The organism is Pectobacterium fontis (assembly GCF_000803215.1).
GTDB lineage: Bacteria > Pseudomonadota > Gammaproteobacteria > Enterobacterales > Enterobacteriaceae > Pectobacterium > Pectobacterium fontis.
Genome location: NZ_JSXC01000003.1, coordinates 31,999 through 48,307, shown reverse-complemented (window position 1 = coordinate 48,307; position 16,309 = coordinate 31,999). Strand labels below are relative to the sequence as shown.

Here is a 16,309-nt window from a genome sequence, read left to right as displayed (position 1 = left end):
GTCCATTTCGAGCTAAATAACATACAAATCCGTCTTTCCCGCCCCCGACTACTACGATTTATCCCCTAAGCGCGCCGTTTTTTTACCCAATCCCAGTGCGAAATAACACAGGCTAACTACGGCTAAAAAGGCAATACCGACCAATAAAGACATCCGTGTATCAATATTGATGTACATTCCTACCAGTACGCACAGCAAAAACGCCATCGTCAGGTAGTTAACCCATGGGAATAACACCGATTTAAACGGATGTGAGGCCAATGCAGCACGATGTTGCTCGCGAAAACGCAGTTGGCAGATCAACACCACAAACCACGGCACCATGCCCGGCAGTACGCTGGCGCTATAAACATACACAAACACCTTTTCCGGGTTAGGAATGATGTAATTCAGCACCGACCCCGCCATCAGGCAAAGAATAGAAATCATGACGCCCGCCGCCGGTACACCGCTGGCCGTCACTTTGCCTAACCAGGCGGGAAGCTGACGGTTATTGGCCAACGAATACAGCATACGTCCACAGCTATACATGCCGCTGTTACAGCCGGACAGCGCGGCGGTGAGCACCACAAAGTTGATGATGCCCGCTGCCGCCGTGATACCAATTTTCGCAAACGTCAGAACAAACGGGCTACCGGATGTGCCGATTGCATTCCAGGGGAAAATCGTGACGATAACAAAGATCGCGCCCACGTAGAAAATCAGGATACGCCACAGAATATTGTTGATTGCTCGCTTCAGCGTCACCTGCGGGTTTTTCGCTTCGCCCGCCGTGATGCCTACCAGTTCAACCCCCTGATAAGACGCCACCACCAGACAGAGTGCAAACAGCAGCCCCTTCCACCCTCCGGCCAGGAAACCACCGTGTTCGGTCAGGTTACTGAACCCGGTCGCCTGACCGTGGTTACCAAAGCCGAAGAAAATAATGCCGACACCGACGACAATCATCACGATAATGGTGGTGATTTTAATCATCGCAAACCAGAATTCGATTTCGCCATACAACCTTACGGCGGCAAGGTTTGCCCCTGCGACCAACGCAACTGCGGCAATAGCCGGTATCCACTGCGGCAAATCGGGGAACCAATACTGAACATACACGCCAATCGCGGTAATTTCCGAAATTCCAACCGCCATCCACATGAACCAATAGCCCCATGCGGTGAGATAACCGAAGAAGGGACTCATGTATTTATGCGCATAGACGGCAAAAGATCCCGCCACAGGCTCCAGATAGAGCATTTCGCCCATCGAACGCATGATGAAGAAAACGAAGATCCCGGCAACAATGTAGGCCAGCAATACTGACGGCCCTGCCCACTTCAGCGCACTGGCCGCGCCCATAAACAGCCCGACGCCGATGGTGCCACCTAACGCAATCAGTTCAATATGTCGGGCTTCCAATCCTCGATGGAGTTTTTCCTGCTTTACATCTTCTGCCATATATCCTCTGTCGTTATGTTGTGCTTATCCCGGCTGTTGCCGGTTATTGTTCTTATTTCAGAAATAACGTGCTTTCGTCTCAAATTAGCGGCCATGAAAATACCGTAATGTGGGTTTGAATAACACATCAGAGATGAAAAATACGTCAAAGATAGAATTCTGTATTTCTAATTAACGGGCAAACCAACAATTAAAATCGAATAGGAATAAAAATCAGGGCGATATATCGCGGAGAACAGTTGGCGCGTTTAACGCGCCGACTCAATAAGGCTATAGGCGACCGCTGTAGTGATAGGCCACATATTTCAACAGCCTAAGCTGCCGAAAAATACGGCTCGGCTGTGACAGCAAACGATAGAGCCATTCCAGACCTAAATGTTGCCACACCAGCGGGGCACGTTTCACATGCCCGGTAAAAACGTCATAGGTTCCACCGACGCCCATATACAGCGCGTTAGGATAGTGATGGCGACAATCGCGCATCAGAATCTCTTGTCGTGGCGACCCCATTGCCACGGTAACAATCTGTGCACCACTGACGCGGATACGCTCAAACAAGGCATCGCGCTGCCCTGGCGCAAAATAACCATCCTGACTGCCAACAATATTCACGTTCCACTGCGCCCGTAGTTTCGCTTCCGTTTGCGCCAGTACATCAGGCTTTCCCCCCACCAGAAACACCGGCGTTCCCTCTTTTCCCGCCCGCTGCATGAGCGCCTCCCACAGGTCAGCGCCCGCAATCCGTGTGACGTCAGCCTGCGGATATTTACGCCGAATGGAACGCACAATGCTGATGCCGTCGGCATACTTATACTCTGCACGATCGAGCAGCGTACGCAGCGCCACATCTTTTTCGGCCGTTAGCACTTTCTCAGCGTTAATCGCGACAAGCGTCCCCACGTCAACCTGTTCTCCCGCAAACAGATAATCAACAAACTGTGCCATATTGCGGAAACCATGGATGGGCAAGCCACGTATGGTATACAGAGGGATGGTCTCCGCGGTTTTTAATGCTGTCATATCTGCTCCTTTATCTCTGGATCCCGAACGGTGCTGGGTGTCGACGCGAGCGGCGTCGCACGCATACGCAGCAGACGCTGCCGGATGAGTCCAGCGCTTTCCAACAGCCAATAGAGCAGCTTCGCCACAAGCAGACACACACCAAATACCAGACAGAAAAACACCACGCGCGAAACGAAGGAATCCACACCCTCGCGCGTCAACACAATGATATTGAACACCGCACCGAAGCAGAACGCCTGCAAAATCGCCGCCTTATAGCGATTGCTGTCATTTTTTCCTAACTCATATACCCAGTCGAACCACTTGATCACCAGCCCGACCGCGATCGCGCCAAGCGGAATAAAAAGCACACCACCCATCACCACCAGCGAGCCTAACAGCGTGGGAGATATCGCCAGTCCTGAGTAGTTATTCAGCACTTCCCAGGTGAAGTAATTCGCACTGTTTAACACCAGATTCGGACGATCCGGCCACAGCCAGGAAGGAATGAAGACGTAGAAATCACGGGCAATCGGTGCCAGTCCCTGGAATTCAATCTTGTCGTAGTTCTGCCACAGCAGCGCCAGATTCTCCCACGGCGAGAAAGTGTCGCGGGTTAAATAGAGGAAAGTATAAAAGGCGTAATCACCGCTGACGTCCAGCCCATAGCGCTTGAGCGCCAGCCAGAACATCCCGACAATTCCGAACGCGCCAGCCGCAGCCAGCATCCAGAGCGTAATCCAGCCGCGTACAATGCCAATAAACAGAAACAGGGCAAAGGCGATGATCAGGTTCGCTCGCGTCCCCCCGACAATCACATAGGTCAGCATTCCAAATGCGACCGTTCCGATAAGAAACATCAGCCACGCACGCTGCGTCTGACGCAGGAAATACACCACCAGCATCGCCGGAATGAAAAAGTAGAAGAAGCGTTTCAACGCTACGCCGGACACCTCGCTGGAGAAGATCTGACTGTAAGACCGCAGCTTGAAAAGCAGGAAGCCATTGTTGAGAAAGAAAATCCCGACCGTCGCTACCGCAATCAACGCCAGCAGTAGCCAGGTCAGGTTGGCTTCAACCCGATTCACCGTCAAGAGCGGCGCACGAGGCGCGGAGGTTTTCTGACGCAGCCGCGTCTTATAGCTGACGTAATAAATCGCATAGAACGCCGTCGCAGACAGCATCGCCTGAAGCAGATACGGTACGGGGACGACGTCAACGCCGAACCGGAATACCAGCACACAGGTAAACGGAAAACCAAAATAGAACGTCAATAAATAGAGCAGCGAGAACAGCACGTTAAAGTTGAAACGCACACGCCGAAACTCCATCCAGGTGAGGCTCAGGATAAAGATGACTGAAATCAGGTAGACGACAAACAATCCACCAAATTGCCCCAGCGTCATGTCGGTTCTCCCGCCGCTAACGCCAGCGCATCCCGCCAGCCTTGCAGATAGTTGGGATTAAAGAACGCAATCTGATGCTTATCTACCGATGTCAACTGGCGCTGCGCCTCGCGCACTAAGGCTTCATCCAGTGCATCACCGTAAAACAGCACGGGCAGCCCTTGTTCCGTCAAATCCTGCCAGAACGGGTTTTGCCGACTAATCACGAACGGTACGCCAAACTGAATCAATAAACACAACGTCCCGATCCCCTGCTGGCGATCGAAAATAAAATAACCCAAATCACAGGTGCATAGCATGTTGAGGTAGTCATCAAACGCCAGTTGATCTTTTAACAGTTGGAAATTCTTCACGCCGAATAGCGCCAGCCCGTCCTTTTCCACCTGTGAGATATAGGCGTCGTTATTGGCAGGGTAGCCCATTGGCACAATGACCCGCACATCTTTCCCGAACTGCTTGTGAATCGCCCGCAGCGCTTCCTGATGACGATTCGTACGATCGCCAGAGTTGCCGACCAGAATCGTCATCGGCCCTGCCAGCGGTTTATCCACCTGCATACCGGTTAACGCCGGATCCATGCGTGTCGGGAAGTACAGCAATGACGTTGGCACGCGAGGCGCACGCGGCGCATACCACGCCAGGTCGCCACGCGTGGCAAAAACATGTCCAACACGCTTTTGCGCCATGCGCCGGAGCCAATAAAACAGGCGATATTTCAGGCCATTCGCTTCTTCATACAAATCCGCGCCCCATACATGCCAGTACACCTGTTCAGGTTTGATTTTCCCGCTCAGCAGCGCCAGCCACAACGTGGGGTTAAACTGCCCATGCAGGAAAAAGCGTGTCTTGCGATTCGCTTTCGCCCTGGCGATGACGGCCTCCGCCAGCGTTTTTTTATCCACGCAAGTTTCAACACGTAGTGCGGGAAAATCGGCTGATGAAATGCCGTCGTGAGAAGCCACAATAAAATGCCGAATCTGCTGCTCGGGAAGTTCCGTCGCCAGTACGTCGTTAAAAAAACGTAAAACGGTCTGGTTATGATGCGGGATATCAGATCCCAATACATGAATCAGTGTCGTCATGCTCGCCTACGGTAAATAATGAATACGCAACAACAAAGCAAAAAATAGACCAGGTAGGTTGCCATATAGGCCTGCGCGGCACCCTGCGCGCCATAAAGCGGGATCAGCCAGTGAGAAAAACCGGTCAACAGGAGAAATTGGCTCATTTCTGTGAGCAGATAAAAGCGCAGCGCCGCTTTCGCGATGACCAGATAGCCAAAGACGTAAGCGCCCACTTTCATTACATCCCCGACCAACTGCCACACGAAGAGATCTCTCATTGCCGTAAACTGGCTGGAAAACAACAGCCAGATAGCGAAATCTCGCAGCAGCCACACGCAAAAGCTGACACCCGCCACGACGGGCAGCACAAACGTCAGCGAGCGAACAATCTCCTGCGACAGTGCAGCCTTGTCCGTGAGGCGCGAAAGTGTCGGCAACAGATAAACGGTAAAAGAGGCGGTAATAAATTGCAGGTAAGCATCGGAGATACTGCTAACGCCCTGCCAAATCCCCACCTCATCCCAGCTATAATGTGCCGCCAGCAGGTTACGCATCATGATGTACGCGACAGGCAACGTCACCGCCGTCATCAACGCCATCAGCGTGAATTTGCCTAACTGGCCCGCAATGGTGCGCTCCCACGCCGGTTTTAGCGACGCCAGCGACAGCGGCGTACGCCGTAGTAGCATAATCCCCGCGGGAATGACCAGCAGCGCAGGCACCAGCGCCAGTCCCGCCAGTGCGCCGACATAGCCGCCCAGTCGCAGGCAGAGCCAAAAAGCCGCCAGCCCGATCAGGCTACCGCCGACCACCGCCAACGCGTTGCCTATCGCATCCCGATACCCTTTGAGGATCGCCAAAAACAGGTTGGCGTAAGCGATGCCCATTTGAATAAACGCCAGCGCCCTCACCACATCGCGGTAGCCGTCATGCCCAAACAGCAAATTAGCAATAGGCGTCGCCGCCGCCAGAAAAAGTATCGCCAACAGCGTGGAAAACCCCAGTACCAGCGTGACAGAGGTGCCGAGCAGCGGCTTCAGTTTCTCTGGATGTTGCTGGTACTCAGCAACGTATTTAGTGACGCCATTGACGATCCCCGCGCCGGCTAACACGCCGAGAACCGTAATAAGCTGGCGGAAATTCCCTGCCATCCCCACGCCGCTGGGGCCAAATGTGACCGCCAGCAGTTTGACGACGACCAACCCCGCACCAATTTTTATCAGCGTGGAGCCTGCCGTCCATATCGATGCCTTTGCCAACGACATATCAGGAGAAGAAGCTCAGAATGGTGTTGATGACCGTCCTCTGATTGACGTCCGACAGATTATAAAACAGCGGTAAACGCACCAGCCGTTCGCTTTCCTGCGTGGTGTAGCGATCGTCACCGACAAAACGACCAAAGTTCAGGCCAGCCGGACAACTATGTAGCGGGATATAATGAAAGACCGTCATGATCTCGGCTTCTTTCATGTAATTGATAAACGCACTACGATCGTCCTGGGAGCTGAGTTTGATATAAAACATATGCGCGTTGTGAATGCCATTAGCCGGCACGGTCGGCAGCGTAATGCGCCCGGCATCAGCTAGCGATTTGAAGGCCGCATAATAGTTCTGCCACAGTTTCAGACGACGTTCGTTGATCGGTCGCGCCGCTTCCAACTGCGCCCAGAGGTAGGCAGCCTGAATATCCGCCATCAGATAGCTGGAACCGATATCCCGCCAGGTATATTTGTCTACCTGCCCGCGGAAGAATTGGCTACGGTTGGTGCCTTTCTCGCGGATGATTTCCGCCCGTTCCACCAGCCTGGCGTCATTAATCAGCGTCGCGCCGCCCTCGCCGCCCGAGGTGTAGTTCTTGGTTTCATGAAAACTGAAGCAGCCAATGTGGCCAATAGATCCCAGTACGCGGCCTTTATAACTGGACATCACGCCCTGTGCCGCATCCTCCACGACATATAAATCGTATTTCTTTGCCAGTGCCATAATCGCGTCCATCTCACAGGCCACGCCCGCGTAGTGAACCGGCACGATAATGCGCGTCTTTTCTGTAATTGCGGCTTCGATTTTCGTTTCGTCAATGTTCATGGTATCTGGACGGATATCGACAAAGACGATCTTCGCGCCGCGCAGTACAAAAGCGTTGGCGGTAGAAACGAAGGTATAGCTCGGCATGATCACTTCATCGCCGGGCTTCACGTCCAGCAGAATCGCCGCCATCTCCAACGAAGCTGTGCAGGAAGGCGTGAGCAGGACTTTTTTACTGCCGGAATAATGTTCCAGCCACTGCTGACAGCGGCGGGTAAACCCGCCATCGCCGCATAATTTGCCACTGCTCATGGCTGCCTGCATATAATCCAGCTCTGTACCTACAATCGGTGGCGCATTAAATGGAATCATGTGATCACCTGTATAACCAATACGCCGTGCTCTCAATCGTAGCACCACGGCGAAGATAAAGACGAAGCGCCGCTACGTTGCTAACCTGCGTCGCGACCCGAAGACGAATCAACCCTTGCTGTCGGCACCACGCTTCCGCCAACGCCATCAGTTGTGAGCCGATGCCCCGCACCGTCACGCCCGGCCAAACGCCGAGTAGCCCGATACGCGCATCCGAATCATTCACTCTGCGTAGCGTCACCCACCCTTGTGGATTGCCCGCAGTCTCTTCCACCAGTAAACAACAGTGATCGAATGTCCCGCGCACGGCGTTTTCAACCCACTGCGCATAGAATCGCCCGCTATCTTCCGGCTGATACCACGGCACCCGGAAACGGCTCAGCGCAAAAACACGCGATGCCGCACCTCTCAGCGCTGGAATATCGTCCGGCGTCGCTTCACGCCAGCGCGGTAACGGCGCAGTGGCGGTCGTCGGATGCAGTAACACACAGAGATCGACCTCGCCTTCCGTCAAGCGAAACCCGAGATCGGCAAGCGCATCCGCCAGCGCCAGATTGTCTGCCGCAATGTTGGCCTGTGTCAGCGTAAATGCGCCTAGCGCATCAAGCGTCAACACAGGCGCAGAAGGCGAAAAATTCAGCTTACCGCTGTCGATTTGGAAGAATTCGCTCTCCCAGACCAGCGGTTCAACCGTGGCGCGAATCTCTCCCTGTCCTGCTGATATCGGATGGGTCATCGTTTCGCTCCTTTCTTTTCCGCCATCTGGCATAGGTTTAATCGTTCAACCCTAAACGCTCGCCGGTGTAAGAGCCGTCCTGCACGCTGCGCCACCATTTCTCGTTATTCAGATACCAGCTAACGGTTTTTTTCATGCCCGTCTCAAACGTTTCCTCTGGACGCCAGCCCAGTTCACGTTCGATTTTCCCGGCATCAATCGCATAACGCATATCGTGGCCTGGGCGGTCTTTGACGTAGGTGATGAGATCGCGGTAGTGCGTTACACCAGCGGGCTTATTCGGCGCCAACTCTTCCAACAGTGCGCAAATAGTCTGCACCACTTCAATATTTTTACGCTCGTTGTGACCACCAATATTGTACGTTTCGCCGACTTCGCCTTCCGTCACCACTTTGTATAACGCGCGAGCGTGGTCTTCGACAAACAGCCAGTCACGAATTTGCGCACCGTCTCCGTAAACTGGCAGCGGTTTGCCCGCGACCGCGTTCAGGATCACCAACGGAATCAGCTTCTCTGGGAAATGGTAAGGACCGTAGTTATTCGAACAGTTGGTGATAACGGTCGGGAGCCCGTAGGTACGCAGCCAGGCGCGTACAAGGTGATCGCTGGATGCCTTCGATGCGGAATAAGGGCTGCTTGGCGCATACGGCGTGGTTTCGGTAAACAGATCGTCTGTCCCATGCAGGTCACCAAACACTTCATCGGTAGAGATGTGGTGAAAACGGAATGCATTCTTGTCTGCATCAGCCAGGCTCTGCCAGTAGTGGCGCGCCGCTTCCAGCATCGTATAGGTGCCGACAATATTGGTTTCGATAAATGCCGCCGGGCCATCGATAGAGCGATCGACGTGGCTTTCTGCCGCCAAATGCATCACCAGCGTAGGCTGATAAGCCGCAAAGACACGATCCAATTCAGCGCGATCGCAGATGTCTACCTGCTCGAACACGAAACGTGGGCTATCCGCAACGGGTGCCAGCGAAGACAGATTACCCGCATAGGTCAGTTTATCCACAACGACGACGCTGTCCTGCGTTTCCGTCAGAATGTATCTGACCAACGCGGAACCTATAAACCCAGCACCACCGGTAATTAAAATACGTTTCAACGCCATACTCCTTTAGTATCAATAACCCACTGTTGTTTAACATCTTCTGGGTTAATCGCTTTAAACTGACGGTGATCAACCAGCATGACCAGCACATCGGCTTCTTTTAATGCACTGCTGGTATCAACCAATTTAACCGTACCCGCCAACACGGACGGCAGGTGTTTGACATTCGGCTCGACGGCTAACGTCACCCCCGTATTCCACTGCGCAATCATAGCGGTAATCTCCACCGCTGGGCTTTCACGCAGATCGTCGATATCGGGCTTGAACGCCAGACCAAAACAAGCCACGGTGACCTCGCTCGCGCGTTTATCCGTTTGTACCAGATAATCCGCTACCGCCGCTTTGACACGATCGACCACCCAAAGCGGCTTGCCATCGTTCACCAGTCTGGCGGTATGAATCAACCGCGCCTGCTGCGGATTTTGTGCCACGATAAACCAGGGATCGACCGCGATACAGTGCCCGCCGACTCCAGGGCCGGGTTGCAGGATATTGACGCGGGGATGGCGGTTTGCCAATCGGATAAGTTCCCATACGTTAATATTCTGCTCGGCACAAATCAGCGAAAGCTCATTGGCGAAAGCAATGTTGACATCGCGGAAGCTGTTTTCCGTCAGCTTGCACATTTCGGCGGTGCGGGAGTTAGTAACCACACACTCACCTTCAAGGAAGATGTTGTATAACTCACTAGCGCGTGCAGAACATACCGGGGTCATGCCGCCAATGACGCGATCATTTTTAACCAGTTCGACCACCACCTGACCGGGCAGCACGCGTTCAGGGCAATAGGCAATATTGATATCCGCCGTTTCTCCAACCTGCTGCGGAAACGTCAAATCCCTGCGCAGATCAGCAAGCCATGCGGCCATTTGCTCCGTCGCCCCCACGGGTGATGTCGATTCCAGAATCACCAGATCGCCTTTTTTCAACACAGGCGCGATGGACGCTGCGGCTGCCTGAACGTAGGCCAGATCGGGTTCGTGATCGCCTTTGAAAGGCGTAGGCACGGCAATCAGGAAAGCATCGGCGGGCACAGGCTTTGTCGTTGCCTGAAGATAACCCTTTTCCACCGCGACTTTGACCAACAAATCCAGATCTGGCTCAACAATATGGATTTCACCGCGATTAATGGTTTCGACTGCCAGTTTGTTTACATCAATACCGATGACTTTTTTCTGACGCGATGCAAAGGCCGCGGCGGTGGGTAAACCGATGTAACCTAAACCGATTACGGAAATGGTCGTAAAGCTCATAGTGTCACCTGATAATTTTTATGTCGGGTCGTCGCAGGGCGACGTTTAAAATCGCTCCTGGCGATTTTTTATGTCGGGCTATCCCTGCCCGCCCCCCTTCGGGTCGCCGTGGGACGGCGCTAAAAATCATTTCCTATGATTTTTTAAAGCCTCAATAATGCGCTGACAGGCTTGCCCATCGCCATAAGGATTGTGGGCACGGCTCATTGCCTGATACGCCTCTTCATCCGTCAGCAGCATAGAAACGGCATCGACAATGCTGGCTACGTCTGTCCCCACCAGTTTGACCGTCCCCGCCTCCACCGCTTCTGGTCGCTCCGTCGTTTCACGCATCACTAACACCGGTTTACCTAACGACGGCGCTTCTTCCTGAATACCGCCGGAATCGGTCAGAATCATGTAAGAACGATTCATCAAATACACGAAAGGCAGATAATCCTGCGGCGCAATCAGCATCACATTATCAATCCCACTCAGGATGCGATTCACGGGCTCACTAACGTTAGGATTCAGATGAACCGGATAGACAATCTGTACTTCAGGGTGTCGGCGGGCAATATCCGCCAGCGCACTGCAAATGCGCTCAAAACCACCGCCAAAGCTCTCACGTCGATGACCCGTAACCAGAATCAGTTTCTTGTTATCGTCCAAAAAGGCATATTTTTCATCAAGGCTGTGGCGTAGCGCGGCATCACCGAGAATACGGTCACGCACCCAAAACAACGCATCAATCACGGTGTTGCCGGTGACAACAATATGTCGGTCAGACAGGTGTTCACGCAGCAAATTTTGGCGGGAGTTCTCCGTCGGGGCAAAATGGTACATCGCCAAATGCCCGGTCAGTTTGCGGTTAGCCTCTTCCGGCCAGGGGGAATACAGATTACCGGTACGTAACCCCGCCTCTACATGGCCGACAGGGATACGTTGATAAAAAGCCGCCAGGCTGGTTGCCAATGTCGTGGTGGTATCGCCATGTACCAACACCAGATCCGGTTTGAACTCCGTCAGAACAGGTTCCAGACCGGATAAAATCCGGCAGGATATCTCACTGAGTCCTTGTCCTGGCCGCATAATATTCAGATCGTAATCCGGTTTAATATCGAACAAATGCAGCACCTGATCCAACATCTCCCGATGCTGGGCTGTTACGCAAATTCTCGATTCAAAGGCTCCATCCTGAGCCAGGGCATGAACCAGCGGTGCCATTTTAATGGCTTCCGGCCGGGTGCCGAAAACAGTCAACACTTTCACATTGAATCTCTTTAATCAGGTTAGACGCTGACGTTCACTTAATATCAAACGCGCATGAGCAAGTTGGTTAACGCGGGCGACGAGCCAAGGCAACCCCCGCACCGACGAGCGCCCCCATCGCCCCCCACATCACCATCAGGAAGGCCCGACGCGGGCTGTCGCGCTTCACGGGTTCTTCCGGCGTACGCAAATAGCGATACGTCTGGAAACTGGCCTCAAGCGTCGGCCCCACGTTCAGCGTCGCCAACATGGCACGATTTTGATCGTAATCCCGTTCGTAGTGTGGCCCACTGGTCTGTAACGTTTCCAGTCGGGCTTGAAGCATCGGTCGGCCAAGCAGGAACATTTCCGACGCGGGGATTTCATCCGCCGGCGTATCCGTCTGGCTGCGGCTAATACCTTGTTGTTGCGCGATTTTCAGCGCCAGTTCAACGCTATGAACTTCGCGGTCGTAAATCGCTTTTGCCACCGCTTCCTGACGCTTAATCTGCGACTTCATGAAAATGGTTCTGGCAGCCCAGGCTCCCTTAATCTCTTCATTCAGATGACTGGCGGCACGCTGACTGGCAAAAGCCACATACTGACGGAGCAACGTGTTGGAATCCGCAGCAGTTTCTGCTACCAGCTTGACGGAATCATTGGTTTTTTTCCCCTCATCTCGTGCCGTAAACTGAATATTGTTGACCAGTTCATCCAGCAGAACCGCCCCCGCCTTTTCATCGCCTTCCAGACGGTGCTTGTAGTAGTCAGTCTGTAGCCAAAAATCACGGCGAGTATCATAAGCGGCTAACTGCATGATGAATTCATCATAGGCATCAGCCGAAATAGACGGTTGCTCTTGCTGAGGAGTGGAAAAAGAACGGGCGTCAAGATTACGCAGGAATTGCTGCTGCGAATAATACCCTCCCAGCATATTGACCGTCGGCTTATCGGTTATTGCTGTCGCACTCCACTCCTGCTTAACAAGATAGGAATAACCTAATGCCACAACGGCAAAAAGCAGGCCGAACGCGATTGGCCACACCTTTCCACGCCACAACAGGCGAAATAAACCACGGATATCCAGTTCGTTATCAATCAACGCATTCCCGGTAGACAAGTTCTCTGATTTCATTACTTCCCCAAAGTCATTTGGTCAGGGTGACTGCTTTTGCTCATCGGAATGCCGCATACGGCGTTTGATTCGCTTGATAAAACGGGCGACCCGCCATGCTCGTTTCAGGCAGTAGCCATACAGTAAAAAAGCAAGCAAAAATAATGCCAGCATGAACCATTCGGGTATAAAAAAGAAATATTCTCCCAACACACCAACCGTAGCCAACAAGGCAGCAGCAAGCGTAATCAACACAAACGCCTGTCGGGAAGAAAAGCCAGCCCGCATCATTAAATGATGGATATGCTGTCGGTCAGGTGAGAACGGGCTCATCCCTTTGCGTAAGCGCCGATACATAATGGCGATCATATCAATCAGCGGGATAGCGATGATCCATAATGCCGTTACCGGATTAATCGGATGCTGCGGGCCTTGCGTCGTTTGAACCAGAAGCCAGATAGCCGTGAAGCCAATCATCGTGCTCCCCGCATCGCCCATGAAGACTTTGTTGCGGCGTCCAAACACGCCCAGATTCAGCAAAATGTAAGGCAACGTCGCGGCAATCATGGCGAAACACCACAAGGCCAGATTCGTATGGCCGCTCAAATACAGCAAAATCCCCATCGCCCCAAATGAGACACAGGACAATCCGCCGAGCAATCCATCGATCCCATCGACCATATTGAACGCATTAATCGCCGCCCAAACGGCAAACAGCGTGACCAGGTAGCCAAACGGCCCCAGCGCCATCTGCCACGGGCCGAAAATATGCCCCAGGTTGTGTAGCGTCAGGCCAGCAAAGGCCATCATCACCACGGCGACAAATGCCTGTACAACAGCGCGAATCTTCACGCTGATATCAAAACGATCGTCCAGCATGCCGACAAACACCAGCACACCCGCACACAGCAGGTAAAGGCGGAAATTGGGGATATACTGATCGGTAATAAAATAGGTAAAACAGATACCCGCATACACGGAAATGCCGCCAACCAGAGGCACAAGACCCCGATGACGCTTACGGTAGTTGGGACGATCGACAAGCCCTATTTTACCCGCAACGCTGCGAGCAAAAAAAAGAAAGCCCAGAGAAAACAAGAAAATAAATAGTAATTCGGTACTCATAGTGAGTAAGTTCACCGTTAACCGCTACGCTGTAGCTGCTCAGTATAGACTCGGTTTACGCCTTATATCCTATCGCCCACGTTGATCGCCAGTACAAATTGACGTGATGACCGCCGCTTCCCAGCGGAAAGCCCCTTCACATCTGACCAATTAGGGGATAAAAAAACGCCACGACCCAGCGTGGCGTTCCCCGAGTTATCCGTAATATACCCGTTATATTTCAAGCCGCTTGTCTGCGACGCGAACTATTTTAGGTATAGATTAACGCCCGGATTTATGAACGTTTCATCATATCGAAGAATTCGTCGTTGGTTTTCGTCATCGCCAACTTGTTGATGAGGAACTCCATCGCATCGATCTCGCCCATTGGATGGATGATCTTGCGTAGAATCCACATCTTCTGCAATTCTTCAGAGGTGGTAAGCAACTCTTCTTTACGCGTACCAGAGCGGTTGTAATCAATCGCCGGGAACACGCGTTTCTCTGCGATTTTACGCGCCAGGTGCAGTTCCATATTACCTGTACCTTTAAACTCTTCGTAAATCACTTCGTCCATCTTGGAGCCGGTATCAACCAGCGCGGTAGCGATGATGGTCAAGCTGCCGCCTTCCTCCACGTTACGCGCCGCACCGAAGAAACGCTTCGGACGATGCAGGGCGTTGGCATCCACACCACCGGTCAACACTTTGCCCGAGGCGGGCACAACGGTGTTGTAAGCACGCGCCAGACGGGTAATGGAGTCCAGCAGGATAATAACATCCTTCTTATGCTCAACCAGACGCTTCGCTTTTTCGATCACCATTTCGGCAACCTGGACGTGACGGGAAGCCGGTTCGTCAAACGTGGACGCCACGACTTCACCTTTCACCAGACGCTGCATCTCGGTCACTTCTTCCGGACGTTCGTCAATCAGCAGTACCATCAGCACGCAGTCAGGATGGTTATAAGCAATGCTCTGTGCGATGTTTTGCAGCAGCATGGTTTTACCTGCTTTCGGCGGCGCAACGATCAGACCACGTTGACCACGGCCAATCGGCGATGCCAGATCCAGTACACGCGCCGTCAGATCTTCTGTCGAACCGTTACCACGTTCCATACGCAGACGAGAGTTTGCATGCAGCGGCGTTAAGTTTTCGAACAGGATCTTGTTGCGGGAATTTTCAGGTTTGTCGTAGTTAACTTCGTTAACTTTCAGCAGGGCAAAGTAACGTTCACCTTCTTTCGGTGGACGAATCTTGCCAGAAATGGTGTCACCAGTACGGAGGTTAAAACGGCGAATTTGGCTGGGAGAAACGTAGATATCATCGGGGCCTGCGAGGTAGGAGCTGTCTGCGGAGCGGAGAAAGCCGAAGCCATCCTGCAATATCTCCAGCACACCATCGCCGAAAATATCCTCGCCGCTTTTGGCATGCTGTTTCAGAATAGCGAAGATAATATCCTGTTTACGCATGCGGGCCTGGTTTTCCAGCCCCATATTTTCGCCAAGAGTAATTAACTCAGAAACTGGCGTATTCTTTAATTCGGTAAGATTCATAGTGGTGGGTTCTTTAACTCGGGGTAAATCTCGAACTATTAACGTGAATGGTATGGCAGGATCATCCGTGCCTCTAAACAGCCTTCAACCACCGGATTCCTGTCTGGTTTCACACCTGAAGCGCATTAAACCCGCGCAAAACAACATCCGTATAAACGATATCTGCATAAATCTACGGCAGGAGATCGAAGACACATAAAACCAGTTATTGTAAAACTCGTAGACAGCCCAAATCGAATCACAAGCATGTTGTAAAACAATTACTTTGTAAAACAACTACTTTTCGATTTCGACACAGAATAATACTTTAGATTCTAACTTTCAGGCTTAAGCCCGAGGGCTTAAACATAGGCAAGTACGATATGCAGTGATAATGAATCTACCACGCTTCCCGACGAGCGGCAAGCAGTCAATATGAGAATTGCATATTGCCCGATTGCGCCCGCCGGCAATACCCTTTCGCTGGGGTATCGAGCGAATTACAGATTCGCCGTCAGGAACTCTTTCAGTTGCCCTTTGGACAGTGCGCCGACCTTCGTCGCCGCGACTTCGCCGTTTTTAAACAGCAACAGAGTAGGAATGCCACGGATACCATATTTTGGTGCAGTCGCTGGGTTTTCATCAATGTTCAGCTTGGTAACCGTCAGTTTTCCTTCAAACTCTTCGGCGATTTCATCCAGAATAGGAGCGATCATTTTGCAAGGACCGCACCACTCAGCCCAGAAATCAACCAGGGTTGCGCCCTCAGCTTGCAATACTTTCGTGTCGAAGCTGTCATCAGTTAGGTGAATTATTTTATCGCTCATATTTTACTCCGCAGGATTATTTCTACCTTGTTGGTGTAGCATTAGCCAACAACGGCTTGACTTTATTTCACCGGATACGCTTTCGTAA

General features: G+C 52.4%; 14 protein-coding genes. All 14 read right to left on the bottom strand.

Annotated features, from left to right (window positions below):
* Positions 1 to 51: 51 nt before the first annotated feature.
* Positions 52 to 1,443 carry a bifunctional threonine/serine APC transporter ThrP gene (gene thrP, locus OI69_RS01785; protein ID WP_039345308.1) on the bottom strand — a complete coding sequence of 464 codons (1,392 nt, stop codon included), beginning with the start codon at positions 1,441 to 1,443 and terminating at the stop codon, positions 52 to 54.
* Between the two features lie 270 nt (positions 1,444 to 1,713).
* On the bottom strand, positions 1,714 to 2,463 hold the full coding sequence (wecG, locus tag OI69_RS01780) for a lipopolysaccharide N-acetylmannosaminouronosyltransferase (protein ID WP_039345305.1): 750 nt from the start codon (positions 2,461 to 2,463) through the stop codon (positions 1,714 to 1,716).
* Positions 2,460 to 3,851, bottom strand: coding sequence for an ECA oligosaccharide polymerase (gene wzyE / locus OI69_RS01775; protein ID WP_039345303.1), 1,392 nt, complete (start codon positions 3,849 to 3,851; stop codon positions 2,460 to 2,462). Before wzyE ends, wecG begins: the two co-directional genes overlap by 4 nt.
* Complete coding sequence (locus OI69_RS01770; protein WP_039345299.1) at positions 3,848 to 4,933, bottom strand: TDP-N-acetylfucosamine:lipid II N-acetylfucosaminyltransferase; 1,086 nt, start codon at positions 4,931 to 4,933, stop codon at positions 3,848 to 3,850. The genes wzyE and OI69_RS01770 overlap by 4 nt, the downstream gene beginning before the upstream one ends.
* Complete coding sequence (wzxE, locus tag OI69_RS01765) at positions 4,930 to 6,180, bottom strand: lipid III flippase WzxE (RefSeq protein ID WP_039345297.1); 1,251 nt, start codon at positions 6,178 to 6,180, stop codon at positions 4,930 to 4,932. The genes OI69_RS01770 and wzxE overlap by 4 nt, the downstream gene beginning before the upstream one ends.
* Before the next feature lies 1 nt (position 6,181).
* Positions 6,182 to 7,312 (bottom strand): dTDP-4-amino-4,6-dideoxygalactose transaminase, encoded by a 1,131-nt coding sequence (rffA, locus tag OI69_RS01760; RefSeq protein ID WP_039345294.1) that lies wholly within the window; start codon positions 7,310 to 7,312, stop codon positions 6,182 to 6,184.
* Between the two features lie 4 nt (positions 7,313 to 7,316).
* Positions 7,317 to 8,048, bottom strand: a complete 732-nt coding sequence (wecD, locus tag OI69_RS01755; RefSeq protein WP_039345292.1) for a dTDP-4-amino-4,6-dideoxy-D-galactose acyltransferase — start codon at positions 8,046 to 8,048, stop codon at positions 7,317 to 7,319.
* A gap of 37 nt (positions 8,049 to 8,085) precedes the next feature.
* On the bottom strand, positions 8,086 to 9,159 hold the full coding sequence (gene rffG / locus OI69_RS01750) for a dTDP-glucose 4,6-dehydratase (RefSeq protein WP_200886893.1): 1,074 nt from the start codon (positions 9,157 to 9,159) through the stop codon (positions 8,086 to 8,088).
* Positions 9,150 to 10,412, bottom strand: coding sequence for a UDP-N-acetyl-D-mannosamine dehydrogenase (wecC, locus tag OI69_RS01745; RefSeq protein WP_039345289.1), 1,263 nt, complete (start codon positions 10,410 to 10,412; stop codon positions 9,150 to 9,152). The genes rffG and wecC overlap by 10 nt, the downstream gene beginning before the upstream one ends.
* A 126-nt stretch (positions 10,413 to 10,538) precedes the next feature.
* Positions 10,539 to 11,663, bottom strand: coding sequence for a non-hydrolyzing UDP-N-acetylglucosamine 2-epimerase (wecB, locus tag OI69_RS01740; RefSeq protein ID WP_039345286.1), 1,125 nt, complete (start codon positions 11,661 to 11,663; stop codon positions 10,539 to 10,541).
* 67 nt (positions 11,664 to 11,730) lie between these two features.
* Positions 11,731 to 12,777 carry an ECA polysaccharide chain length modulation protein gene (gene wzzE / locus OI69_RS01735; protein WP_039345281.1) on the bottom strand — a complete coding sequence of 349 codons (1,047 nt, stop codon included), beginning with the start codon at positions 12,775 to 12,777 and terminating at the stop codon, positions 11,731 to 11,733.
* A gap of 21 nt (positions 12,778 to 12,798) precedes the next feature.
* Entirely contained in the window at positions 12,799 to 13,896 is a 1,098-nt protein-coding gene (gene wecA, locus OI69_RS01730; protein ID WP_154715507.1) for a UDP-N-acetylglucosamine--undecaprenyl-phosphate N-acetylglucosaminephosphotransferase, read from the bottom strand.
* 259 nt (positions 13,897 to 14,155) lie between these two features.
* Entirely contained in the window at positions 14,156 to 15,415 is a 1,260-nt protein-coding gene (gene rho / locus OI69_RS01725; RefSeq protein ID WP_039345274.1) for a transcription termination factor Rho, read from the bottom strand.
* A 479-nt stretch (positions 15,416 to 15,894) separates the two neighbouring features.
* The gene (gene trxA / locus OI69_RS01720; RefSeq protein ID WP_005969129.1) at positions 15,895 to 16,221 is read right to left on the bottom strand and encodes a thioredoxin TrxA; all 327 of its coding nucleotides are present in this window, start codon (positions 16,219 to 16,221) and stop codon (positions 15,895 to 15,897) included.
* Positions 16,222 to 16,309 lie beyond the last annotated feature (88 nt).

What these genes read in the sequence shown, in the direction of transcription:
- thrP (WP_039345308.1), bottom strand. Translation starts at nt 1,443, where the DNA reads ATGGCAGAAGATGTAAAGCAGGAAAAACTCCATCGAGGATTGGAAGCC.
- wecG (WP_039345305.1), bottom strand. Translation starts at nt 2,463, where the DNA reads ATGACAGCATTAAAAACCGCGGAGACCATCCCTCTGTATACCATACGT.
- wzyE (WP_039345303.1), bottom strand. Translation starts at nt 3,851, where the DNA reads ATGACGCTGGGGCAATTTGGTGGATTGTTTGTCGTCTACCTGATTTCA.
- OI69_RS01770 (WP_039345299.1), bottom strand. Translation starts at nt 4,933, where the DNA reads ATGACGACACTGATTCATGTATTGGGATCTGATATCCCGCATCATAAC.
- wzxE (WP_039345297.1), bottom strand. Translation starts at nt 6,180, where the DNA reads ATGTCGTTGGCAAAGGCATCGATATGGACGGCAGGCTCCACGCTGATA.
- rffA (WP_039345294.1), bottom strand. Translation starts at nt 7,312, where the DNA reads ATGATTCCATTTAATGCGCCACCGATTGTAGGTACAGAGCTGGATTAT.
- wecD (WP_039345292.1), bottom strand. Translation starts at nt 8,048, where the DNA reads ATGACCCATCCGATATCAGCAGGACAGGGAGAGATTCGCGCCACGGTT.
- rffG (WP_200886893.1), bottom strand. Translation starts at nt 9,159, where the DNA reads ATGGCGTTGAAACGTATTTTAATTACCGGTGGTGCTGGGTTTATAGGT.
- wecC (WP_039345289.1), bottom strand. Translation starts at nt 10,412, where the DNA reads ATGAGCTTTACGACCATTTCCGTAATCGGTTTAGGTTACATCGGTTTA.
- wzzE (WP_039345281.1), bottom strand. Translation starts at nt 12,777, where the DNA reads ATGAAATCAGAGAACTTGTCTACCGGGAATGCGTTGATTGATAACGAA.
- rho (WP_039345274.1), bottom strand. Translation starts at nt 15,415, where the DNA reads ATGAATCTTACCGAATTAAAGAATACGCCAGTTTCTGAGTTAATTACT.
- trxA (WP_005969129.1), bottom strand. Translation starts at nt 16,221, where the DNA reads ATGAGCGATAAAATAATTCACCTAACTGATGACAGCTTCGACACGAAA.